General features: G+C 40.8%; 15 protein-coding genes. 10 read left to right on the plus strand and 5 right to left on the minus strand.

Going from position 1 to position 23,766, the window contains the following annotated elements:
• Positions 1-133: 133 nt before the first annotated feature.
• Both ABJF11_RS12025 and ABJF11_RS12030 read right to left on the minus strand, forming a co-directional pair.
• Positions 134-2,737: an ABC transporter permease gene (locus tag ABJF11_RS12025; protein WP_348120104.1), complete on the minus strand. Its 2,604-nt coding sequence runs from the start codon at positions 2,735-2,737 to the stop codon at positions 134-136.
• A 1-nt stretch (position 2,738) separates the two neighbouring features.
• Positions 2,739-3,077 (minus strand): helix-turn-helix transcriptional regulator, encoded by a 339-nt coding sequence (locus ABJF11_RS12030; protein WP_348120105.1) that lies wholly within the window; start codon positions 3,075-3,077, stop codon positions 2,739-2,741.
• A gap of 258 nt (positions 3,078-3,335) precedes the next feature.
• Here ABJF11_RS12030 and ABJF11_RS12035 point away from each other — a divergent pair, with 258 nt between their 5' ends.
• From ABJF11_RS12035 to ABJF11_RS12050, 4 genes are all read left to right on the plus strand, one after another.
• Positions 3,336-4,220, plus strand: coding sequence for an ABC transporter ATP-binding protein (locus tag ABJF11_RS12035; protein WP_348120106.1), 885 nt, complete (start codon positions 3,336-3,338; stop codon positions 4,218-4,220).
• A gap of 12 nt (positions 4,221-4,232) precedes the next feature.
• Complete coding sequence (locus ABJF11_RS12040) at positions 4,233-7,823, plus strand: M1 family aminopeptidase (RefSeq protein ID WP_348120108.1); 3,591 nt, start codon at positions 4,233-4,235, stop codon at positions 7,821-7,823.
• Between the two features lie 233 nt (positions 7,824-8,056).
• On the plus strand, positions 8,057-8,899 hold the full coding sequence (locus ABJF11_RS12045) for a histidine kinase (protein WP_348120109.1): 843 nt from the start codon (positions 8,057-8,059) through the stop codon (positions 8,897-8,899).
• On the plus strand, positions 8,896-9,585 hold the full coding sequence (locus tag ABJF11_RS12050) for a LytTR family DNA-binding domain-containing protein (RefSeq protein ID WP_348120110.1): 690 nt from the start codon (positions 8,896-8,898) through the stop codon (positions 9,583-9,585). The genes ABJF11_RS12045 and ABJF11_RS12050 overlap by 4 nt, the downstream gene beginning before the upstream one ends.
• A 34-nt stretch (positions 9,586-9,619) precedes the next feature.
• Here the strand turns inward: ABJF11_RS12050 and ABJF11_RS12055 are convergent, their stop codons facing one another.
• The gene (locus ABJF11_RS12055) at positions 9,620-10,504 is read right to left on the minus strand and encodes a hypothetical protein (RefSeq protein ID WP_348120111.1); all 885 of its coding nucleotides are present in this window, start codon (positions 10,502-10,504) and stop codon (positions 9,620-9,622) included.
• A 363-nt stretch (positions 10,505-10,867) separates the two neighbouring features.
• On the opposite strand from ABJF11_RS12055, the gene ABJF11_RS12060 reads away from it, so the two are divergent.
• Together ABJF11_RS12060 and ABJF11_RS12065 are read left to right on the plus strand one after the other, a co-directional pair.
• A complete protein-coding gene (locus tag ABJF11_RS12060) occupies positions 10,868-11,425 on the plus strand; it encodes a biopolymer transporter ExbD (RefSeq protein ID WP_348120112.1) in 558 nt (185 codons plus the stop codon).
• The gene (locus ABJF11_RS12065; protein ID WP_348120113.1) at positions 11,422-11,868 is read left to right on the plus strand and encodes a biopolymer transporter ExbD; all 447 of its coding nucleotides are present in this window, start codon (positions 11,422-11,424) and stop codon (positions 11,866-11,868) included. The genes ABJF11_RS12060 and ABJF11_RS12065 overlap by 4 nt, the downstream gene beginning before the upstream one ends.
• Here the strand turns inward: ABJF11_RS12065 and ABJF11_RS12070 are convergent.
• Together ABJF11_RS12070 and ABJF11_RS12075 are read right to left on the minus strand one after the other, a co-directional pair.
• Positions 11,865-12,374 carry a nucleoside deaminase gene (locus ABJF11_RS12070; RefSeq protein WP_348120114.1) on the minus strand — a complete coding sequence of 170 codons (510 nt, stop codon included), beginning with the start codon at positions 12,372-12,374 and terminating at the stop codon, positions 11,865-11,867. The genes ABJF11_RS12065 and ABJF11_RS12070 overlap by 4 nt on opposite strands.
• Positions 12,352-13,653, minus strand: a complete 1,302-nt coding sequence (locus ABJF11_RS12075) for a hypothetical protein (protein WP_348120115.1) — start codon at positions 13,651-13,653, stop codon at positions 12,352-12,354. Before ABJF11_RS12075 ends, ABJF11_RS12070 begins: the two co-directional genes overlap by 23 nt.
• A gap of 711 nt (positions 13,654-14,364) precedes the next feature.
• On the opposite strand from ABJF11_RS12075, the gene ABJF11_RS12080 reads away from it, so the two are divergent.
• The 4 genes from ABJF11_RS12080 (at position 14,365) to ABJF11_RS12095 (ending at position 23,632) form a co-directional block, all read left to right on the plus strand.
• A complete protein-coding gene (locus ABJF11_RS12080) occupies positions 14,365-18,420 on the plus strand; it encodes a reprolysin-like metallopeptidase (RefSeq protein WP_348120116.1) in 4,056 nt (1,351 codons plus the stop codon).
• Positions 18,421-18,641: 221 nt separating this feature from the next.
• A complete protein-coding gene (locus tag ABJF11_RS12085; RefSeq protein ID WP_348120117.1) occupies positions 18,642-18,995 on the plus strand; it encodes a hypothetical protein in 354 nt (117 codons plus the stop codon).
• A 172-nt stretch (positions 18,996-19,167) separates the two neighbouring features.
• Positions 19,168-20,604, plus strand: coding sequence for a hypothetical protein (locus ABJF11_RS12090; protein ID WP_348120118.1), 1,437 nt, complete (start codon positions 19,168-19,170; stop codon positions 20,602-20,604).
• A gap of 94 nt (positions 20,605-20,698) precedes the next feature.
• Positions 20,699-23,632, plus strand: coding sequence for a CHAT domain-containing protein (locus ABJF11_RS12095; protein WP_348120119.1), 2,934 nt, complete (start codon positions 20,699-20,701; stop codon positions 23,630-23,632).
• Positions 23,633-23,766 lie beyond the last annotated feature (134 nt).

The raw sequence follows: 23,766 nt of genomic DNA on the forward strand, positions 1-23,766 counted from the left end.
AACTCAATTTATTTTTCAACAATCATTCATATAAGGCCTGAAGCATTCTTGATCAGCTATGAAAAAGTATGCTTATTCATAATTAAGGCCACACAGTTAAAAAATGCATGGCCCTGGTAATAATAGTTTCGTGTTATTCTACCTTCAGACCTTCAACTGGATTTGACTTAGCCAATTTTTTGACCTGAGTCAAGACCACCAAGAATAGGATCGATACGAGTATGACTACGGATAATAGCCAAATAGAATGATTCATGGGCATGGGATACTCATACAACAGGTTTAGCAGGGATTCAACAAGAAAAAAACCTGTAGGAATTCCTATTAAGATTGCCACCATAAGCAGGGCCAAATACTGTTTGGTAATAATACCAGCTATGTTTTTCAATCCTGCGCCGAGTACCTTTCGAATACTAAACTCACGCACACGTCCTGATACATTGAGAGTGACCAGTCCATAAAAGCCCATGGTGGCCAGCAATACAGCAATCAATGCTACAGCCCGTACAAAATCACCCTGATTGGCCTCCATTTCATAATAATCTGCTCCCCAAACATCCGCCTGATGGCCGCCAAGAAATGGTGTTTCGGGAAAGAAAGTAGCCCACTCTTCTCGAAGTGCATTATAGGTATCGTACGAAGATCCAGGCTTCACACGCATAGATATATAGCTGAGCTTGTCTGTATCGGCCAGGGTAAAATAGGTTGGGCGAATTTTATCATAGAAGCTATAAATATGAAAGTCCTGAATGACACCAGTGATTTCATATTTGATACTGTCTACCTTGAATGTGTGTCCCACGGCATCTGTAATGTTCAGATTATTTATAAAAGATTCGTTTACCAGTACCATTCGCTTATCACTCTCATAATGAGCGTTAAACGTTGTACCCTCCAATAGACGGAGTTTCATGGTCTCAAAATATTCAGGCTCTACAGACATAAGCCGCACCTCATACCTTCTCTCGGGAGTTTGAATGATATCATAATCGACTTGGTGTCCCAAGTGATGTGCAGAACCCGCGAGCGACAATATATTCGGGTTTTGAGCCAAGAGATCTTTAAATTCCGGGAAGGCGCTGACATCAGGTAGCTTTAGATAGAGCACGTTGTGCTGATCATACCCCCAATCTCGCGTGGTTTGAAAATCCGTATTCTGAGTAAAGGTAACTGCCGAGATTATGAGAATAGAAGCCAGCATCAGTTGAACACATAAGAAGACTTTGGTCAACAGGTTCTTTTGACCAAATTTGACTACTCCTTTGAAAATATGAACGGTTTGGAATTTGGATATATAAAATGCTGGATAAAGACCTGATATCACACCAGTAATTAGCGTAAGTGCAATCACGAAGAGCCAAAGGTTTTCGTCCCCAAAGTTAAGGCTCAGTCTCATTTGAGAAATACCGATGAACCATGGAAGAAAAAGAGAGACAGCAAGAAAGATCCCTACCAACAGTGCAAAACTGGTTACTAATATATTCTCGCTCAAAAACTGAATGACAGTTGCCATTTTACTTGCGCCTATAGACTTTCTTACCCCTATTTCCTTTAGCCGCTTGGAAGCAGAAACAATAGCAATGTTGATGTAGTTGAAACAGCCAAGCACCAACATAAACAAGCCCAAAATGGGAAGTGTAATCCGCCCCGCCTCATCATAGTTATAAGTGATAGATTCAGAGATGTATTGTGACCGATCAAACAGCGTTGCCAGCTGTTCGAATTGGAAGGACAACATTTCCCAATCGTTATTTGTACTATTCACCAGATCTCGATATTTATCCATACCTGCATGGATCAGAGCCACATCAGTTGGATTTTCTATCTGTACAAAAGTCGCATCTACCAGCTTGTACCAGTCTTTGAAGTCGATTTCTGGGTGCGTGTATCCAAAATTTGAAAAGTTAATCAGAAAGTCGAACGAAATCTGATGTGCGTCAGGAAATGGTTCGGCCACACCTGTGATTGTAAACGTCTTCTTTATATCATCTCCAAACTTGAGCATCAAGTCATAGCCAATGGGATTGACATCCGCAAAATACTTCTCTGACATCTCCGCACTGATGATAATATTGTTCAACCCTTGAAGTGAGGAAGGTTCTCCCCACTTGAGTGGAAAAGTGAACATTTCTAAAAATTCAGGATCTACATATCGTACTTCTTCATGAAAAACCTTGTTTTTATATTTTACAACTACGTTTCGATCTTCAACTCTGGAAGTTTTGCTAATTTGTGGGTAATCCAGTTTCAAAGTTTCCGCAAGCATCACCGGGCTCTTGCCGTATTGTAGCGTCTCACCTTCTTTATCTACATAAAAGGTAACCAGATAGACCTCATTCTTATGCTCATGATGTTGATCAATACTATATTGATAATCCATAAAAGCGTAAACTACCAGACAGATTCCGATAGACATTGACAATCCGAAAATATTGATGAACGAACTGAGTGGGTTCCTCATCATGCTTCTCAGCGATGTTTTGAAATAGTTTTTTAACATGATTAAATGATTAAATTTTGAGTGAAATTGACCGTTATTATTTTTCCATGCGTATGACTGGCATCCTCGCAATACATCCATTAAGTAGAGCCATTGGGCTTTTCTAAGTCCTTTTTCTTCTATTCTATCATAGAAAAATTCTTCTATATCTCCATGCAGCTCTTCGTATCTATCGCCACGGCAATACCACTTGAAGAACTTGTGGGCAAGCTTAGGTATTTGTTTGGATGGCTCCATATCAGCTGATTTTCCAATTGAAGGCCATGTCAGGAATTTGGTTGCGCAATTTGGTTCTCAGCTCCATCGAATCATCCAGTGCTTTTTTACCAACCGGTGTAATCGAGAACAGCCGTTTTCTTTTGCCCCCTCGTTTTGCTTCCGCTTCTCCGAGGTGAGATTTCAACATGCCCTTTTCCTCCAATCGGTACAGAGATTTGTGTACCGCGCTTACATTGACAGAGCGTTTGGACTGATGAGATATTTCCTTGGTGATGGCAACAGCATAGGCATCTTCATACAATACCCCTACCGTCAATAATACCAACTCTTCAAACTCTCCCAGATGCAATCTTTCCATTATTATTAAATTTACATTTGCCTGTAATATAATAATTATATATTAAATTTACTTTTGCCAGTAAAATAATATTCCATTCAAAACAGTATCTGTGTTCGTAGAGATCATATTTACATCTCAAAACCTACACACAAATACCAGCCATCATTTTATCCCAGTATTGCTGTCATACACATCATGATTATGGCATTTCATCACATTGATTTTAGAGATTAACCATTGGATACTAAGCTTGTTGAAACATTAAATCATTCTGATATGTCTCTTAGTATTTCAAATCTTTCAAAAACCTATGCTAACGGTGTGCATGCCATAGATCAATTAAATCTGGACATGGGCGCTGGCATGTTTGCATTGCTAGGGCCCAACGGTGCTGGCAAGTCATCACTGATGAGAACGATTGCTACGCTTCAGCTTCCCGATACCGGCGAGATCAGTTTCAATGACATAGATGTCCTCAGTGATCCGATGAAGCTGAGGAAAGTTCTTGGATATCTTCCTCAGGAGTTTGGAGTATATCCTAAAGAATCCGCCAACAATCTACTAGACTACTTCGCAATTCTCAAAGGAGTGTCTTCCAGCAAAGAACGAAGAATACTGATCGAGAAAGTACTGGAATTAACCAATCTGACTGACGTTCGAAAAAAGCACGTAAGTGGCTATTCCGGTGGAATGAAACAGCGTTTTGGAATTGCTCAAATGCTGCTCAACGACCCCAAACTAATCATTGTAGACGAACCTACTTCGGGGCTTGATCCTGCCGAACGTACTCGTTTTCTAAATATTCTAAGAGAGATAGGTACAGAGAATACCGTCATTTTCTCCACTCATATCGTAGACGACGTGAAGGAGATTTGCAACGATATGGCGATCATCAACGGTGGACAGGTTCTCAAGCATGACACCCCTACCAATTGCTTAGATGAGATAAAAGGACTGATTTGGCTCAAACAGATTTCAAGAGCAGAGCTAGAAGAATCAGAGGCGACATACAATGTATTATCGTCCAACTACAACACAGATCACTCCATCAATCTTAGGGTACATGCCTCTGAGCCATCAGAAGGATTCGAACCGACCACTCCCCAGTTGGACGACGTGTACTTCATCGCCTTACAAAATGTAAATAATACCCACAACTAAGATTCAAATACTATGTTGAGTGTCATCTACTTCTATGAATTGAAATATTGGCTCAAGCAGCCGACTACTTATATCTATGCCTTTATTTTTCTAGCCTTGGCCACTGGGTTAATGACTGGTTTTGCTGGATCTTTTGATGAGATATCCACCGCCAACGGGCCGCTAAAATGGGCCAATTCACCCATCAACATCCATAAGATTTTTGGCTTATTCAAGGAACTCATCCTTTTTTTACTGCCTGTGATCATTGGCCACTCTGTTTATCGGGATTTCAAAAGCGAGATGCACAGTGTCCTTTATACTTACCCTTTTTCAAAAGCAAGTTACTTATTTGCCAAATGGCTAAGCTCGACAACTATAGTGATCCTCCTTACAAGTATGATTGGTTTGGGGTGCATGATCGGTAGTATACTACCAAGTGTAAATCCTGGCCTGATCGGCCCCACGCTACTATCAGTCTATTTGCATGAATATCTGGTATATCTGATCCCCAATGTGTTAGGATTCGGAGCCATCATTTTTGCAGTTGTTATTCTGACCAGAAGTGTCTATTCGGGATTTGTTGCTGTATTTGTGTTAGTGGCCTTGGAGCAAATTTCCACTAGAATATTCGTCAGTTTAAATCTATTAGATCTCCTCGCTCTTTTCGACCCTTTTGGGCAAATGGCTGTGCAATACTATACTCATTTGTGGACGGTAGTTGAGCAAAACACCTCAAGTCTACCACTCAGAAGTTTAATTATCTACAATAGAATATTCTGGTTAATGCTATCTGCCTCAATCTTCTATTTCGGCTATAGTCGGTTTCAGTTTAGTCACTCTGGGTCAATATTTTCATGGAGAAAAAGTCCTCGCTCTAAATCAAGAAAATCAACTTTTGGTAGTATCTCAAAGATTGCACTTCCAAGGGCCAATTATCAGTTCTCCTTTATTGATCATTTAAAATCTTGCTGGAAGCTATCGCAGATCGATTTTTTGTATATCATTAAGAACGGCACCTTTATGACCGTACTGGTTGTTGGATTCCTCCTGGTGCTATTCACGCTGGCGCAAATGAACCCACAGTATGCCACCAAACTGCTGCCTGTCAGTTGGTTGATGTTGCTATTCCCTACCTTCTTCTTTTTGATGGTAGTCCACTTGCTTACCTTCCTCTATGCCGGAATTCTAATCCAACGCGCCCGAAACAGCAAGATGAATCAGTTGGTGGATGTCACAGCAACTCCCAATTGGGTGCTACTGATTTCCAAAGTGCTGGCCATCATCAAAATGCAAATCGTGCTGCTCTCATTGATCATGATAGCTGGTGTGCTGATCCAGACCATCAACGGATTTTTTGAATATAATCTAGGCCTTTATCTCTTTCACCTTTTTGTAATCAACTTGACGGCTTGCGTGATTTGGGCCTTCCTTGCCATTTTCATTCAGACCTTGGTCACCAATATGTATATAGGCTTATTTCTTCTGATCTTAGCTGCCGCTGGATTTGGAGAACTCCACTTATTGGGGATTGAGACTGATTTACTCAAGTTCAATCAAAACCCAGACCCTGGCTTTATTCTTTCTTATTCGGATATGAGCGGTTATGGAGCTGGACTGGTACCCTATCTCCTGTACAAAACATATTGGACTCTTTGTGGTTTGCTCTTGATATTTGGTGCCTGGACACTATGGATTAGAGGATTTCCCGGAAATTTTTTGGCAAGGCTTTCAATTGCTTACAATCGGTTTAATAGAAACTCGAGTTTAGTATTTGCACTACTAGCTGCGGCATTCATAAGCATGGGATATATAATTCACGCAGGACAAGAAAGTGGTGAAACCGACCTCAGCCTGACCAGGACTGCAAGCAATGATTCCTTTGAAAAATATGCCTCTCTTACTCAGCCACGTGTTACAGACGTATATCTTGATATGCATATTTACCCTGAAAAAAGAAGTTTTAAGGTGGTTGGAAAATACACGTTGGTCAACTTGTCTAATATTTCCATTGATACGCTGATTATAAATTATCGATCTGATGTAAACACTACTTGTGTAGATCAATCTACCGTCCTGATGACTCTGGATGAGACTAAGAACATGGAATTGTTTCGATTGGCTACACCTCTTCAACCGGGCGATAGTATGATTTTCGAGTTTGAAGTGAAGAATGTAAGTAACACACTATTCAAGAAAAATTCACCCATTGAGCAGAATGGCACATTTTTGACCTCACACATGTTTGCCCCAGGCATTGGATACAAATCCGATGATCTCGACATGCCTCATCCGACTGATAGTCTGGCCAGACAGAATATGTATAGATCACAAGACGCAGACTTCATCAACTTCGAGACGATTGTAAGCACATCTGCGGATCAAATCGCAATCGCACCAGGGTATTTGCAGAAGGATTGGATTAAGGATGGCAGGAGATATTTTCACTATCAATCTACTTCGCCAGTTACCAACGACTATGTATTCAACTCTGGCACATATGCCGTTGCAAAGGAGACATGGCTGCATGGCAAGGACAGCGTAGCGCTTGAAATATACCACCATCCCAGCCATACTTACAATCTCGATCGAATGATGCGCGGATTGAAAGCTGGTCTGGAGTACAATTCCAAATACTTTGCCCCTTACCAGCACAAACAAGCTAGAATAGTAGAATTCGCAAGATCACTGGGCAACTATGGTCAGTCGTACGCCAATACTCTACCCTTATCGGAAGTGAGTTTTGTTGCAGATGTGCACACTGATCAAGTTGGAAATATTGACAAACTGTATGGCGGAATCGCTCATGAGATAGCTCATCAGTGGTGGGGCCATCAGGCTATACCAGCCGGCACCAGAGGATATGCTTTGATCACCGAAAGCATGTCTGAATACGTAGCACTGCAGGTGACAAAACATGAATATGGCTTATCTATGCTAGAGGCGTATACCGAGCAATCGCTCAGGACATACCTGAAACAAAGGGCAAAGGTAAATGGTAAAGAAAGTCCGCTGATCTACAACAATGGGCAGGATGAAGCTCATGTTCCCTACCAGAAAGGTTCTCTTGCACTGTATGCGCTGAGTGAGTATTTGGGTGAGAATCACTTCAATCAGATCCTACGAAAATACTTGCATCAAGTAAGGTTCAAGTCAGCTCCCTACACCACTTCCATTGATTTTCTAAAGGTCTTGAAAAATGAAATACCGGATAGTCTTCAATATTTGGTCTCGGACTTATTTGAAGAGGTCGTTTTATACGACAATAGTATTGAAGAGGTCAAAGTCACTGCACTAGATGATGGTACATTCGAAGCAACAGTTGATTTCAAGGTGAGCAAATATAACAGTGGAGCTCAGGGTATTCGTACCTATCAGACCACCGCAGCACCTAAAGTAGCCGACGAGGTGATGACACTTCCTTTGGCCGATTATATCGAGATTGTTGCCTATAGTTCTGAGGAAAATGGAAATCTAAAAATTATTCATCGCAAGAAATACAAGATTTCAGAAACCGAAAATAAACTCACCTTGACATTGAGCCAACGGCCGAGTCGAGTGGCCATCGATCCGGAGCATTTGTTGCTAGACGCAAATCTCAAGGATAATTTTAAATCGCTATAATTAGTTAACCAAAATGGCTATTTTGTAAAATGACTTGGCAGACACTTAGATCTAATTTATGGCGGCATAGAGAGACCGCAATTCACCTATTTTTTTTGAGTCTTTACCTCTTTTGGTCTGAATTCGGATTGGGTACATTTTGGGACCGTTTTCCAAAGCACTATCTAAGGCTTTTTTTTCTATCCTTACCAATCGTATTTTATATCAATTCCCTATGGTTAATTCCAACTTATTTGAGAAAAAAGAAATGGCTTGGTTACTTCATACGATTGGTTGTTCTCCTCGTCCTGATAGAATTTATCAGAGCCCTGGTCATCGCCTATTTCGAACACGATAATATACTCTTTGGCTTCTCCCAGACTTTTTCATTGAATCCATTTGCTGATCGGTCGCTCTACTCCTATTGCTCATTAGCCCTGCTGCTCTCCTTTGGGTATAAATTCACCAAAGATTGGATATTGAACATCGGAGAAATAGATCGCTTGAAAGCTGAGCGTCTGGCCATGGAACTGGCATTTCTCAAGTCTCAAGTGGATCCACATTTCTTGTTTAATACCCTCAATAGTTTATATGCGCTGGCACTGGAAGAAAAAAGCGAAAAAACGGCCGATGGCATTGTCAAACTCAGTACCCTGATGCGATACAATCTTCACGACTCTCAGGCCACGCTCATTCCGATGAGCAAAGAAGTAAACTACATTGAAAAGTATCTGGATTTGCAGCGCTTGAGAGCCACCAAGCAGACCACTATTAATTTTGAAGTGGAAGGATCTACGGACGGCATCGAAATTGCCCCTGTATTGCTTATTCCCTTCATTGAAAATGCCTTTAAGTATAGCCACAGTCCTATTGAGCCCAACTTTGTAGATATTGCAATGAAGTTTGATAAATCAAGCCTGCTACTCATCGTGAAAAATAGCATTTCACAAGTGGCATCACCAGATGATAATACCGGAATTGGCCTTGAAAATGTCAAAAACCGACTGGAGCTCCTTTATGCTGAAAGGTATCATTTAGAGATCTCACATCACCCGGATACTTTTTCAGTAAAACTTGAAATAAATCTAGACACATGATCCGCTGCATAGCCATCGACGACGAGCCAAAGGCCTTGGAAATTATCAAAAGCCATATTTCCAAAATCGATTCTGTTATCCTGAAGCAGTCGTTTACTGATCCGTTCAAGGCTATTTCTTATCTCAATGAAAATACGATAGACCTGGTTTTTCTAGATATCAATATGCCCAATCTGAGCGGCCTGGATCTACTTAATGCCATTGACAATAAACCGCATGTGATCTTTACTACAGCACACAGTGAATATGCTATGCAAAGCTATGAAGTGAAGGCTGTGGACTACTTGCTCAAACCTTTCGATTTCCCAAGGTTTGCACTAGCTATCAGTAAGGTACAGGAGAAACTAAAAGCTACTACTGCTGGCGATCAGGACTTTGTATTTGTCAACACTGGTACACAGAAGCAGCGACTGGTTTTCGATGATTTGTACTATGTGCAGGCGGATGGCAACTATGTGAGCTATTTCACCCGGCATGGAAAGCTTATGGTGCGATCTTCCATAAAGGAGGCGCTAAACCTATTGCCAACTGCTAAGTTCGTGCAGGTACATCGCTCCTATCTAGTCAACATTCGTCAAATTGATAAGATTGAAGACAACAGAGTCTATATCGCTGATCAGAAAATTGCGATAAGCGCCTCCTATCGCACCAGTTTTATGAAAAAAGTAGATTCGTATAATTCTTAGCTAGCGGCAAATCTTCGCCAAAGTATGTTGTTGATTATTCAGGCTGCTCTAAATACTCCTTCATGATTGTCCAATAGTTGTCCCGAAATTCATCTGCATCCATGTTGAAGTGCTTTAGAAAAGCCGCCTTATAGGATACGCCATCTCCAATGTCTTCGAAGTATGCTTTCAGGTTATCGATATTAGTGCCATTCCCTTTTTCTTCATCTAAAATATAACGGACCCCAAGTTCAAAGAACCCGTAATATTCTCCAGTCGTCCCACCGCTCACTACTGATTCCGGAAAATCGGACCATCCCACGATGGAAATAGGATTTCCTTCGCCTTCGACATCTTTCATTTTTTCACGCCAAGCCTCCAATTCTTCTACAGACTGAATGCGATGATTTCTGGCGCCATAGTTCCCGAAGCCTTCCCTCATCCACACAGAACTAGAATTGCTATGACTAGGAGTGCCTATGAGCAAAAACTCAATCACATGAGTGATTTCATGTTGGAATACATATTGCCAGGTTTGATGATCACCGAAAAAATTAGGGCCATCCTTTGATCGAATAATAATGCCATCACGATAGGCTAAAGCAATATTCCATTGATCATAGTTAGTCAGGATATGAATTTTCCTTTCGTCCTGAAGAGGAACAAAGTCAAAATCAGAGGATTTTAAATCAAACCTGGTCATTATATCTGACAGTGACTCTTCAGCCTTTACAGCTACTTCTTTACGCCACGTTTGACTGGACTTATCACTATACACTATAAAATTTTCGCCCTCTACCGGTTCCCCGTCATGATATAAATTGGGATAGCGGGGAGTCCAGCTTCCTCGCCATTTGGTAGCCGTAGTATTCTCTTCCTTTTCGTCGGAGCAGGCGCCGAAAACCATTGTTGCAATTAATACCAGCATTATTTTTTTCATGAATGGGGATGTTAAAGTTCAAAGATAATTTCATGATCCCATCAAGCTAAACATTCATAAGATTTGGATAGAATTTTTTTCCTGACTTTTCTCTGAATTCTTGATTATATGCCACAGTCGGCCATTTGATGCAAAATATTTTGGTGTTTTAACCTGAAATATGCGTTAGAAAATCTATTCCAATCATAAAGCACTTTGAAATAGACTCTTAACATATATTTATTGAATCACCATTGCGGTGCTATGCCTCTTCAATATAAGTGACTCTTTCTTTACGCTTTATAGCTTTCATCACGATTCCTAATGCATAATTCAGGTTTAATTGTGACTTTTCATACAATCTGGATTTAACAACTAAAAAACATGAAACTAAAAAAGCCCAAATTAGAACCAAAAGTATCCGCAGGGTCCATGGCCGACATCGCTTTTCTATTGCTTATTTTTTTTCTGGTCAGCACAAGTTTGTTACAAGAAAAAGGGCTTATGATGCAGCTGCCTCCTGACTTAGAACCTTTGGATGCGCCGGTCAGAAAGAGAAATTTATTCAAGGTGTTAATCAACTCGCACAATCAATATTTGATTGAAGGAGAAGTAAGATCTGATCTTAATGGATTGGAAGATGAAATCAAAAATTTCGTAGTGAATCCCAATTCAGATCCCAATCTGGCTGAAAACCCACAAAAAGCTATCATATCAATAAAAACCCAGCGTGGAGCAGAATATGCAACATTTATTACCGTCCTGGACAGAATCAAAGAATCGTACTATCAGATGTACGGAGAGCAGGTTGGACTGACCTCAAGCGAATTTAGGGCGCTAAACCGGAATAAAAAGAAGGACAGATTACTCTACGAAAAAGCAAGGCAAAACCTCCCAATGAATATATCAATAGCTGAACCAGACAAAATCAAAAATCTATGAAAATACGGAAAAAATCGCTCGTGACATCAGAAATTTCTACAGCCTCCATGCCTGACATTGTATTTCTACTACTCTTCTTCTTCATGGTCACAGCTACTATCAAAATACAACAAGACAATCTAGATATCAAGATTCCAAAAGCTCAGGCGATCACCTCAGTAGAGAAAAAATTTCTAATCAAAGAACTCTTCGTAGGCTTTCCTAAAGACACAAAACTAGGCTCATCTCCGCGGATTTCAGCAGATAACAAACTCATCTCGATCCCTCAGATTGGACGATGGGTACAAGAACAAAAATCTGATCTAGGAGAAAACTACAAGGATCAAATGATTGTAATGCTACGCGCCGATGAGAAGGTAAGCATGGGTATGATCGGTGACATACAGGCGGAACTGCGAAAACACAACGCTAGAAAAATACTGTACAGAACACTGGAACACTAATAATCAATCTTTTTGGTACTATCTGCCCACAGTTTGAAAGCCTGCAATGCCTCATCACGCATCATTTGTTGGGTGAATAGACGGCGCTTCTCTATAGGTCGCTCTAATTCTTCGTAAATAAACTGATCATCAAAATTGATATCAGCGGCATCCTCTTTGGAGTTAGCATAGAATATTTTCGCTGGTCTAGCCCAATAGATTGCACCCAGGCACATCGGACAGGGTTCGCAGCTTGTATAGATCTCGCAGTTTTCTAGTTGGAAATTTTTGAGATGAGCACAGGCTTCTCTTATAGCCATTATTTCGGCATGGGCTGTAGGATCGTTGGTAGCAGTCACCCGATTGAACCCTCGTCCTATTATCTTTCCATTTTTCACCACTACCGCTCCAAATGGGCCACCATTTCCCGAAATGACATTGTCTTCGGACATTTTAATGGCTGCTTGCATGAATGCCTTGTCTTCTGGTGTCATACAAATCAGATTATCGGCTGTAAATTTTTTCATTAAGGTAGTACATCGTCCTTGATGGTTTCTCCATTTTTCTAAGAGCATCCTGGCCTTCCTTAGGAAGTTTCAAGTAGTGCAAGCTACCCATCAAGTCTCCTTCGATCTGCCAATATTTTCTACCCGGAATATACATGGCATATTTACCTGTGAGTTCATTCAGCAGCAAAAATTCCTGAGCATACAATTTTATAACTTCCTCAGACGTCCAGTCTACATCTTTATTTGGCCTGTCATTCTTTGTAATACTTCCCCCAGCAGCTCTCAAATCCTGATCTGCACTCTCCATTGCAGCACCTGTCACTACATTGGCCAAATCCCCCCCAACACTTAACGTCTTCGGATGAGGGTTTCGAAAATGCACCAACCATCCGTCTCGATGAAGGACTTCCACATATTCGCCTTCGAAGTAGATATATTCTTTGGATACGCCATCGTTCACTTTCACGATTTTTTTAAGCATATCAGACGGACTGAAATATGAGGTCTCGCCGTTGGGTTCTGTAAGTGTAATGTGTCTAATAAACCATAGATTCGGAGAGGTGGATATCCCAATCTTTCCCATAATTTTTCGTGCATCAGCATCAATCACATATCCATTTACATTATCATTTAACCAACTGGTATTTAACATATTATCATCATAATATGGAACCTTATTATTAGACCTCTTTGAGACATCGACATCGGCTACTCTATCATTATTTCTCAAGCCAACACCAAAATTGGATAGCTGACTAGCTTCAAATTTAAATTTCTCCTTGCTTGGCGTTTTCACATCAATTTGAATGATTTTCTTTCTTACCTCTTTGATGTTAATCTTCCCTTGATAAGTCTTCCCTTCTTTAGTCACGACATACCCAAAATCAGTACTTCCTTTTCTGGTATTGCTAGGCTTGGGAGGTGCTCCCGTATTGGATCCTAATTTCACTTTGTCAACTGTGTACCACGAGAACTCTCCCGGAGTATCATTAATCAGATTTTCTGAAAGCCCAAATTCGATAAGACTCCGGAGTGGAAACTTATATTTGGTCCCATCCTGCATCTTAATATTCACCCCATATAGGTATTCATAAGAATTTCCTATAATTGATATTTCTCCTTCAAGTCGAGTACCATCTAGTAGTTGTACAAATCCTTTCTGGTAGTTAGAGGCATAGTTGTGAAACGAAGTTTTTTGTCCCTGATAGTTGCTTGCCTGACTCCGGTTGACCTGACAAAATCCTTGGAATCCAGAAATACAAAGAGCCAAAAAAAACATTTTGATAAATAAATTCATATTAAAATAGTTACATCAAGGTTGAATCCAATTATTTGAACATCTGCTCCCCCAATTAACACTTTTGCTATGCATAAAATACTGATTAACAGATGTTTTTAAAAAGATAATAAAATACTTCATTAAGTATTGAGCATTGCCTCACATTCTTATGCCCATCCATAAATAAGTATAATTTATACCTACACTGGTATTTTATTGATCGTCCTTTATTTCGCATGCGTTTTGGTTAATAAAAATATCCATTATATATTCGGGGTTTCGTAAACCCAAATATTATTCTTTAAACAACCTAACCGGCCGTGCATTTACCCTACTTAACCTACCTAAATGAAATATTCTATGGAATAGGTCATTTATCACCGAGCAACATTGAGAAAAAGATGACTACGCAACTCAACCCAATTTTATTCAGCGATCCACTTCAGAACTATCAATTAGAAATTTATTGTAGCCAAGAATGGGTCGTTTAGACCCTCAACTCACACATTTTATTGTTGTTTCTCCCTGATCAGGGAAAACTAAATCACAGGACACATGCGTCCATGCTGATTCAAAGGTATCTGATACTTATACTCAATTCAAACAATTGTGCTGACCAGAAAACGTCTGGTTAGTGGTTAGAAAACTTGAGTCCAACAGGGCCTGATTGCTTCTTTACTCACAACAACATACTAACTAAATATTCTAATTTATCTAAACCCAATTAAGATGAAAAAAGCTTTACTAACGCTATTTCTTCCACTGGTTTTTAGCCTGGGCTATGCCCAAACTAAAAACAACAGCTGGACCGCCAGTAGTCCTGGAGGCCCCACGCTCAATTCCAGGGTAATTACCCAGGAATCTGAAGTTTACGATCTGGATATCCACTCTTTGAAGCAAAACTTATTACAGGTTCAAAGCAGGGATGCCTCCAATGGTCGTACCAACCATATCATTAGTTTTCCTACCGCCAACGGCCGTATTGAGTCGTTTCGTGTAACTGAGGCTTCTGTAATGCATCCTGATCTGGCTGCCAAATATCCAGATATCAAATCGTACGCTGGACAAGGAGTCGATGACCCAAGTGCCACCATTAGATTTAGCTTGTCGGATCAGAAGGGATTTCATGGTATGATTCTATCTGGCACACAAGGACTAAGCTACATCGACCCATATACAGAAGATCTAAAGACTTATAAAGTCTACGCTAGAAAGAATATCGACAATATGGTTTCGGAGTTTCAATGCATGACGGATCAGGAAGTGGATCTGCCATCCCTGATGAGTGACGGACGAAGCAGCGCTCAAAGAACCGATGACAAGAAGCTGAGAAAATACCGATTGGCTATGTCTTGTACCGCAGAATACGGAAACATATTCGCTGGCAGTGGCACAGATGCTCAAAAGAAAGCGAATATTTTGGCTCAGATGAATATTACAATGACTCGAGTCAATGGTGTCTACGAGAGAGATCTCGCAATTACCATGGAGCTAGTACCTACCAATGATGCGATTATCTACTATGGTAGTACGAATGCTGATCCCTGGACCAATGAGTACAACAACAAAACTCAGCAAGTAATCGACGCAGCTATTGGAGATGGCAATTATGACATTGGCCACAATTTCAACACAACTGGTGGTGGAAATGCGGGATGTATTGGTTGTGTATGTACCAGCGGCAGCAAAGGAAGCGGATACACTGGCCGGTCAGATCCTACCGGCGATGCATTTGACATCGATTATGTAGCACACGAGATTGGTCATCAATTTGGTGGATACCATGTGCAAAGCAACTCGAGCTGCAGAAGCGGAAGCGGTGCCACTGAAGTGGAGCCAGGTAGCGGTAGCTCTATCATGGGTTATGCGGGAATTTGTTCTGCCAACGTGCAAAACAATAGTGACGCATACTTCAACTACGTGAATATCAGGGACATCTCCTCAAATGTTCAAACCGGAACGAGCTCTTCATGTGCTCAGGTGGTAAATCTATCCAACAATCCACCATCAGCCAATGCTGGTTCTAACTACTCAATCCCTAAATCAACCGCCTTTGTTTTGAGAGGACAAGGATCTGATCCTGATGGTGATGCCCTTACCTATACCTGGGAACAAAATGATCCGGAAAACCCTAATTCAAACTCAGCACCGTCTTCTACCAGAACCTCCGGGCCTATGTTTAGATCTAAAGAAGGCACTACTTCTCCTGACAGATATATGCCACAAATTTCAGACGTGGTAAGCGGCAACCTCACTCCTACATGGGAAGTCGTTCCCTCTGTTGCCAGAAGCATGGAGTTTGCTCTTACCGTCAGAGACAATAAAGCTGGTGGAGGACAAACCGATGACGATTTGATGTCTGTCACCGTGGTAAACGTAACCCCCTTCACCATGTCAGCCCCTAATACAGCTGTCACATGGAATGTGGGTCAAACAGAAACAGTTACCTGGAATGTTGGTTCTACCAATTCATCCCCAATCAATTGTTCGAATGTCAATATTCTGTTGTCTACAGACGGAGGATTCACGTATCCGATTACATTACTTTCGAATACTGCAAATGACGGTTCTGCCAATGTGACTGTTCCAAATAATGTATCAAGCAACTGCCGTGTAATGGTAGAAGCCGCAGATAATATCTTCTACGATATTTCTAATACTAATTTCTCTATCGAGGGAGCAATAGCATGTAATGCAACTACTCCATCAGGACTGGCGGCTAGCAATATAGGCTCTACGACTGCTGATCTTGCATGGACAGCTGTAGCTGGTGCATCATATGGAATGAGGTATAGAGCAACAGGTACTGCGACCTGGACTACTGCTTCGGCAGCAAGCAACAATTCGTCGTTGTCTGGTCTAACCGCACTGACCGAATACGAGGCACAGGTTAGAAGTGAGTGTACTTCTACCAACTCCTCTTATAGTAGCTCTGTGGTATTTACTACGACGGAGGTTCAACTCAACTATTGTGCTTCCAATGGCAACAATACGAGTGATGAATACATCGGTCGTGTTCAATTAGGTAGCATAGACAATAGCACTAATGCAGGATCTGGAGGATACAGCGATCATACGGCGATATCCACTACCATTACTAAAGGTGATGTGCAGTCGATTACCATCACTCCCACCTGGACAGGTACAGTATATAATGAAGGCTATTCAGTTTGGATAGATTATAATCAGGATGGAGATTTTGGGGACTCAGATGAGCAAGTATGGAGTCTAGCTGCATCCCAAACTACTCCTGTGAGTGGTGGATTTACAGTACCTGCCTCAGCTGCTACAGGCAACACACGCATGCGCGTATCTATGAAATATAACGGTATTCCTACCAGCTGTGAATCTTTTGACTACGGCGAAGTTGAGGATTATACTGTCAATATTCAAAGTGCTGTACTTGATACAGAGGCACCAAGCGTACCATCGAGCTTGTCTGCATCCAACATTGCAGAGACTTCCTTTGATCTATCCTGGGGAGCCTCTACGGACAATGTAGGTGTTGCTGGATACGATGTTTACTTGGATGGAAATCTTCAAGGCACCGTCTCTGGCACCTCGTACTCGTTTACAGGTCTAACAGCGAGCACAAATTACAGCGTCGGAGTCAGTGCATCAGATGATGCTGGAAATGAATCTGCCCAAGGAAGTACTAGTGTAACCACTCTTGATCCTCCAAGTGGTTGCGTAGGCGGTATCTCTTCATTCCCATATGCAGAGGGATTTGAAAGTGGAATTGGCGCCTGGTCACAAAGCTCGGCTGACGACATAGATTGGACTGTAGATGCAGGTGGTACGCCTTCCAGTAGTACAGGACCTTCATCCGCTACCGAAGGGTCTAACTATCTATATATAGAGTCCTCCGGAAATGGAACGGGCTTTCCTAACAAGGTCGGCATCATTACCAGTCCATGTATTGATTTGACTTCAGAGACTACCTCAACTTTCTCATTTTCCTATCATATGTATGGATCATCCATGGGTACTTTGGATCTTCAAGCTAGTATAGATGGCAGTACGTGGAACTCACTATGGTCACTATCTGGTAACCAGGGTAATACATGGTCTGCAGCTAATATCGATCTTGTGTCTTATACCGGAGGCACGGTATCCCTTAGATTCGTAGCGACTACCAGTACCAGCTATAGAAGCGATATGGCCATAGACAAGTTGAACATATCATCTGGCACCACTGGTGGATGTACAGATGTCACCTTGACTTTGACCCTAGATGATTATCCAGCAGAGACCAGCTGGTCAGTCACAAACGATCTTGGTAGCACTGTGATGTCAGGTGGTTCATACGATGCAAATAGTGATGCAAATGTTACGAAAATTGACACCAGTTGTCTTTCAGATGGTTGCTATACTTTCACCATCAATGACACCTATGGTGACGGTATCTGCTGCTCGTACGGCAATGGTTCGTATACCTTGGAAGACGCCAATAGCAACTTATTAGCTTCAGGTGGTGATTTCAACAGTACTGAAGCTACTAACTTCTGTATCAATGGATCATCTGCCAGAAATGCATCTGCCGTTGAGCGGTTTGTTCCTTCTAGTGAACCTAGAGTATTTCCAAATCCGACCAGCCAAATGTTATACGTAAATGCTCCGGCGGATCTTATTTCTATTAGAATCCTTACTGTGAGCGGTTTACAGGTAGGCGAAACTGTGTTGACAGATGGAGCTCTGGATGTCTCATCTTTGAATACAGGGGTGTACATCCTTTCTATTCTTACTGAAAAGACTACTCTAAACTCAAGGTTTATAAAAAAATAGAGCGATTTTAAGCTTATCAAAAATTCTGATTTTAGTAAAAATTTAAGGTTAATTAATCAGATAGCACCGGGTTTTCACTCGGTGCTATTTTAGTTTTTAATTAGATTACTGACTTAAAAGAATCGGATACCAACAATAGTTTTTGCCTTATGAAATATGGTTTTATTCTCTTAATAATTTTTTTGTCGTGTAATTCAACATCTGCCCAAAACAAAGAAATCTTGAGCATTGAATTTCAAACGCTTTCCAGAGGGTATTTCGAAAAAATAATGATCAATGCTGATAGTCTGATATTCGAAAAAAAACAACGCGGAGAAACAGAGATAACATCTAGTTTAAAATCATCTAGAAGGCAATGGAAGTCAGTGATTTCAGACTTGTCGTCTATCGTATTGGATTCGGTGCCTATACTGCAATCACCGACAAATAAGCGCACGTACGACGGCGCCAGGCATTCTGAGCTTATCATTAATACAGATCAGAAATCCTTCAGGCACCAGTTTGATGATGAAGCTCCTCATGCAAAACTCTTGCCCTTGCTGAATTGTCTAATAAGACTGAAAAATGAATTTTGATTCAATATTCAGGCTCTTATCCATAAGGGTCATTTGAAGTGAGTCATATTATTATTATTTTTCTAAAGTATTTTCATACTTTTGTAACAAGATTTTTGGGCCTATAACCTGATAGCATCAAGTTTAAGCATCAAATATAAAATAGCAATCAAACGCTCTAATCAACCTTTAATTGGCCGACTATCGACTCATTGAGACCCTTTTTATGGCTGGACTTGGTCAGAAAAAAGATTCTACCTCCAAAGAAAGAATCATTCTGGCCAATGTAATCTTTCTTGTAGTCCCTGCCATCATATTACTATCCTATCTGTTGGATTACAAAGAATATTTGAAACCAATAAATGAATTGAACTTTGATCAGTTCACACGTTTGATGTTTGCCGCTGCTTCTATCACATGTTATTTGATAAACAGAGTTGGACTATTTTATTTGAGTAGATGGTTATATCTATTGTCCTGGGCTGCATTCTGGCTGGTACTCGATCCTGTTATACAAGGTACTTCAACAGACTACTATTTTCATTTTGACCTTAGCATTATCGGTTTCTCAATTGTATCACAAATTCTTTTCTCCTATAAAAAGGAAGCCGTGGCATTTACCTCACTGATGCTTTTTAGTCTAGTCGCTATTTTCTACCAGCAGCCCTATCTACTTTATTTTGATTCTAACAAGGAATTATCTGAGGTTTTTCTTCAAAATCAATACACCTATTTGACCTCCATATACTACTGGGCCATCTTCAACCTTATCATTGGTTATCTGATCTATATATACGAAAAGTCTAATGCTCAGCTGGCCAACAACAACATTCAACTGGATAAACTCACTGTAAATTTGGAAGAAGTCGTATTTGAGCGTACAGCAGATTTAAGACAAAAACAGAACGAGCTGATGGGCATAGCTCATAAACTGAGGGAAAGTGAAGAGAAATATCGAATGCTTTTCACTAATAGCTTTGAAGGTATAGCACGATTTAGTCTAAAGCCTCCAATGAATGCTACTTGGGCTAAAGAAAAACAAATGACCCATCTGTTTGAAAATCTGAAACTAGTAGAATGCAATCATGTCTTTGGCCAATTGTATCTAAATAATGTTCCAGAATCTCTTATTGGGAATACCCTTGCCTTCATCATGGATGATGACAACTCTACTCGAATGTTGCTTGAAGCCTACTTGGATCGCAATTACAGCCTAAGTGGCAAGGTGCTTAAGGAATCAATTCTAGGTAGCGAATACTGGTTTATAAACCAAATCACTTCTCATATTGAAGACAACCGCATCAGCTGGATTTGGCTCAACAAACTTGATATCACTGAAAAAAGCAAGCAGGATCAGGAGCGTAAATTACTCCTGCAAGACCTGGAAGAATATGCTTTTCAGACTTCTCATGAACTTCGTGGCCCCTTGTCAAGACTTCTAGGGTTAACCAGTCTTTTACTCAACAAAAGACTATTTGACGAAAAGGAACTTCCTGAAATGCTAAAGCATATCAATAATACTTCCATAGAAATCGATGAAGTGATAAAGATGATGAATCAGGTATTGAGTCGTAGTAGCTATGAAAGCAAACTCTCTAAGAAAACTTCACCTAGATCAGATACTGAATAATATTCCTTCTTCGATCATATGAAGGGGATTTAAAGTATTCATTATAGACAAAAAGTAAAAAGTGCTTAACTTCAACGTTAAATATTCTTACCCCATGAAGTCAGCAGTAGCCAGTATCCTCCTATCCGTTCTATTATCAACCACCATTCAGGCACAATTCAAACTTGGCAAATTAAAGCTCAACGATCTGGTAGACAAAGATCGCCTCGAAGCAGCCAAAGATTTGTTGGGTACAGAGAATCAGGTTCAAAAACTACGAGCCGAACAACTGCAAAAAGACACTTCATTTTATAACTATATATTCTCGCAAGGGAATCGAGCCTCTTTTTTTGCCAACCGAGACAGTCAGGAAAGTTTCCTATATACTTTGGGAGCAGACTATGACAACGAGTCCGATGAGCCTCTAGAATTTGAAATATATGAGCAAATATTTGAGCTGAATCGCAAGGCGGAGTTCTCCATTTACATCAATCCAGAAATAGCCACCTTCAGCTTTATGGAGGCTGTGGCGCTATTTACCAACGACAACAGTTTTAGCAAGCTAACACTAGGTGACGGTTTTCACATTAGTGAAGCCTTGGACATGGACACACTTAGCATCGAAGAAAAATATGCAGTAGGCAAGACAATGGCTAATATTTCCATCATGGTGCATGCCGAAGGAAAGTACAATTTGTCTGAAGGGCTGATTCTGGAAACCATTGAATACTTTAAAGAAGAAATAGGTGAAGCATCTGGTGCGCTGGCCTCTCTCTATAATAACCTCGCGGTGATCTCGCAATCGCAAGGAAAATATACAGAGGCGGAAGACTACTTTTCAAAAGCTCAATCTCTGCTAATCTCTCAGGACAAAGAAAATTCGCTCTCACATGCCATCCTGACCAGCAACCTCTCGCTATTCTATAATGAGGTAGGACAAAATGAGAAAGCACAATCATATATAGGCAAGGCAATGACCATGGCAGGCGACGAGCTCAGAGCTAAAGGGAGAGACAACATAAGTTTTAAAATCAATCAAGGGCTGATTCTCTATAGTAGCAGTGAATACCAGCAAGCCAGCGAACTGTTCAACGAAGTACTTGAGCTCAAAAGAAAACGTATGGCTCGGAATCAAACAGATTATGCCAATGTGGAAAATTATCTGGCTAGTGTGCTTATGGAAACTGGTGAGGTCAATCAAGTGCAGTCGCTCTTGGATGATGCGCTTCGTATATTTGAGAAAAAGTATAACAAGAGTCATCCAGCCTATATTAAAACGAAACATAACCTCGGCAAATACCATATCTACCGTGGCGATTTTCAAATAGCCCAAACTATCATTCAGGAGGTAAACGACTCTTACTTACAGGATTTTGGGGCGTATCATCCGGATTATCTACAATCCCTGGAAGATCTCGCGGTTATCCACTGGAAAGTGGGTGAATACGATCAGGCAAATGCCAAATTTGAGAAAGTAATCGCCAGCAATATGGAGCTCGTTGAGAATAATTTCGCCGCCATGAGTGAGCATGAAAAAGGTCAGTATTGGGCAAAAATCAGGCCTTCCATTTTGAAATTTTACAACTATGCTACAAGCCGCCATCAAGAGGACCCCTCCCTGCTCACAGCTATGTACAACATACAGCTAAAGACTAAAGGAATACTATTTAGTGCCTCATCGAAAATTAGAGAGCAAATACTGAATAGTGATAATGAATCCCTCAAGTCACTGTATCTGGAGTGGAAACAAGCGAAAGAAGATTTACTGCTCTACTACACCTATTCAAAAAGCCAACGCTCTGATCTTGGGATTGACCTAAACACTGAGGAGGCAAAAGCCAATCAGTTGGAAAAGGAGCTCAGCAGACAGTCCACAGATTTTGCAGCTGCCAGTCAACTACCCACAACCACATTGGATGAAGTAAAGGCAGTGCTACCTCAGACCGATGTCGCTATCGAAATTATCGGTTTTCCAAAATTTCAAAATAGTTTTACTGAGGAAAAAATGTATGCTTTTTTGGTCGCAGATCCCAATGCTCAACATCCATCACTTGCACTCATTGAAAATGGAAACGATCTGGACGGAAAATATGCCAAGGGATACCAAAATATGGTAAGGCTCAAAGTAAACAATCCTATCTTGTATGAAAAATTCTGGGAAAAGGTAGATAGGAAATTGGGCGGTGTCAAAAACGTGCACCTCTCATTAGATGGTGTATATTTTCAGGTCAACATTAGTGCTTTACTCAAATCAGACAACAGCTATATATCTGATGGAATGGACTTTCATTTATATACCAGCACACGAGATTTGGTGATTAAAAAGCAAAAGCTCTCTGCAGTGAAAAAAGCTGACTTTTTTGGTTTTCCTGACTATGGAAACAAAGGTCTTTTGAGCCCTTTGCCTGGTACTAAAGCTGAAATAGATGCTGTCAGTCAGATCACAAAATCCAATGGGTTTGCAGTGAAAACTTATACCTCTACAATGGCTACAGAGACCAATTTTAAAAGAATTGCTTCACCTACTCTGTTGCACGTAGCCACGCATGGCTTTTTCTTACAAGAGAGTCATGCTAATCAAGAGACTGTGCTAGGGATCGACGTAAACCAAGCCAAATCCAACCCTCTTCTTAGATCGGGACTAATGCTGTCAAATGCTGAACAGGCAATGTCTTCCTCAGGGTATGAAAGCACTACCGAAATCAAATCGGCAGACAATGGAATACTTACCGCTTATGAGGTGCTCACACTTGATTTAAAAGATACCGACTTGGTGGTACTCAGCGCTTGCGAAACTGGATTGGGTGAAATCAAGTCAGGTGAAGGTGTATATGGATTGCAGAGAGCTTTTCAGGTAGCCGGAGCACAATCAGTAATTATGAGTCTCTGGAAAGTCAGTGATGAAGCTACAAAAAGCCTGATGACTTATTTCTATAGTGAGTGGGCCAGCGGCAAGAGCAAAAATGCAGCCTTTATCTCAGCACAGAAGAAACTCAGACAAGAGTTTACCGAACCTTATTACTGGGGTGCATTCGTATTATTGAACTAACATATTTCCCTCTCAAGTGATTGTTATAAAGAAATATGATGAGTCAGAGCCTTCCGTTTAAAGAATCACAAAAGACTGCCTCAACCAAACTGTGATCAATCATTTTCAACTATCAAATATCGAAATGGAAAACG

This window comes from Reichenbachiella sp. (assembly GCF_039941815.1).
GTDB lineage: Bacteria > Bacteroidota > Bacteroidia > Cytophagales > Cyclobacteriaceae > Reichenbachiella.

Coding starts and splice junctions, on each gene's coding strand:
- ABJF11_RS12025 (WP_348120104.1), bottom strand. CDS start 2,737: ATGGAGCCATCCAAACAAATACCTAAGCTTGCCCACAAGTTCTTCAAG.
- ABJF11_RS12030 (WP_348120105.1), bottom strand. CDS start 3,077: ATGGAAAGATTGCATCTGGGAGAGTTTGAAGAGTTGGTATTATTGACG.
- ABJF11_RS12035 (WP_348120106.1), top strand. CDS start 3,336: ATGTCTCTTAGTATTTCAAATCTTTCAAAAACCTATGCTAACGGTGTG.
- ABJF11_RS12040 (WP_348120108.1), top strand. CDS start 4,233: ATGTTGAGTGTCATCTACTTCTATGAATTGAAATATTGGCTCAAGCAG.
- ABJF11_RS12050 (WP_348120110.1), top strand. CDS start 8,896: ATGATCCGCTGCATAGCCATCGACGACGAGCCAAAGGCCTTGGAAATT.
- ABJF11_RS12055 (WP_348120111.1), bottom strand. CDS start 10,504: ATGAAAAAAATAATGCTGGTATTAATTGCAACAATGGTTTTCGGCGCC.
- ABJF11_RS12060 (WP_348120112.1), top strand. CDS start 10,868: ATGAAACTAAAAAAGCCCAAATTAGAACCAAAAGTATCCGCAGGGTCC.
- ABJF11_RS12065 (WP_348120113.1), top strand. CDS start 11,422: ATGAAAATACGGAAAAAATCGCTCGTGACATCAGAAATTTCTACAGCC.
- ABJF11_RS12070 (WP_348120114.1), bottom strand. CDS start 12,374: ATGAAAAAATTTACAGCCGATAATCTGATTTGTATGACACCAGAAGAC.
- ABJF11_RS12075 (WP_348120115.1), bottom strand. CDS start 13,653: ATGAATTTATTTATCAAAATGTTTTTTTTGGCTCTTTGTATTTCTGGA.
- ABJF11_RS12080 (WP_348120116.1), top strand. CDS start 14,365: ATGAAAAAAGCTTTACTAACGCTATTTCTTCCACTGGTTTTTAGCCTG.
- ABJF11_RS12095 (WP_348120119.1), top strand. CDS start 20,699: ATGAAGTCAGCAGTAGCCAGTATCCTCCTATCCGTTCTATTATCAACC.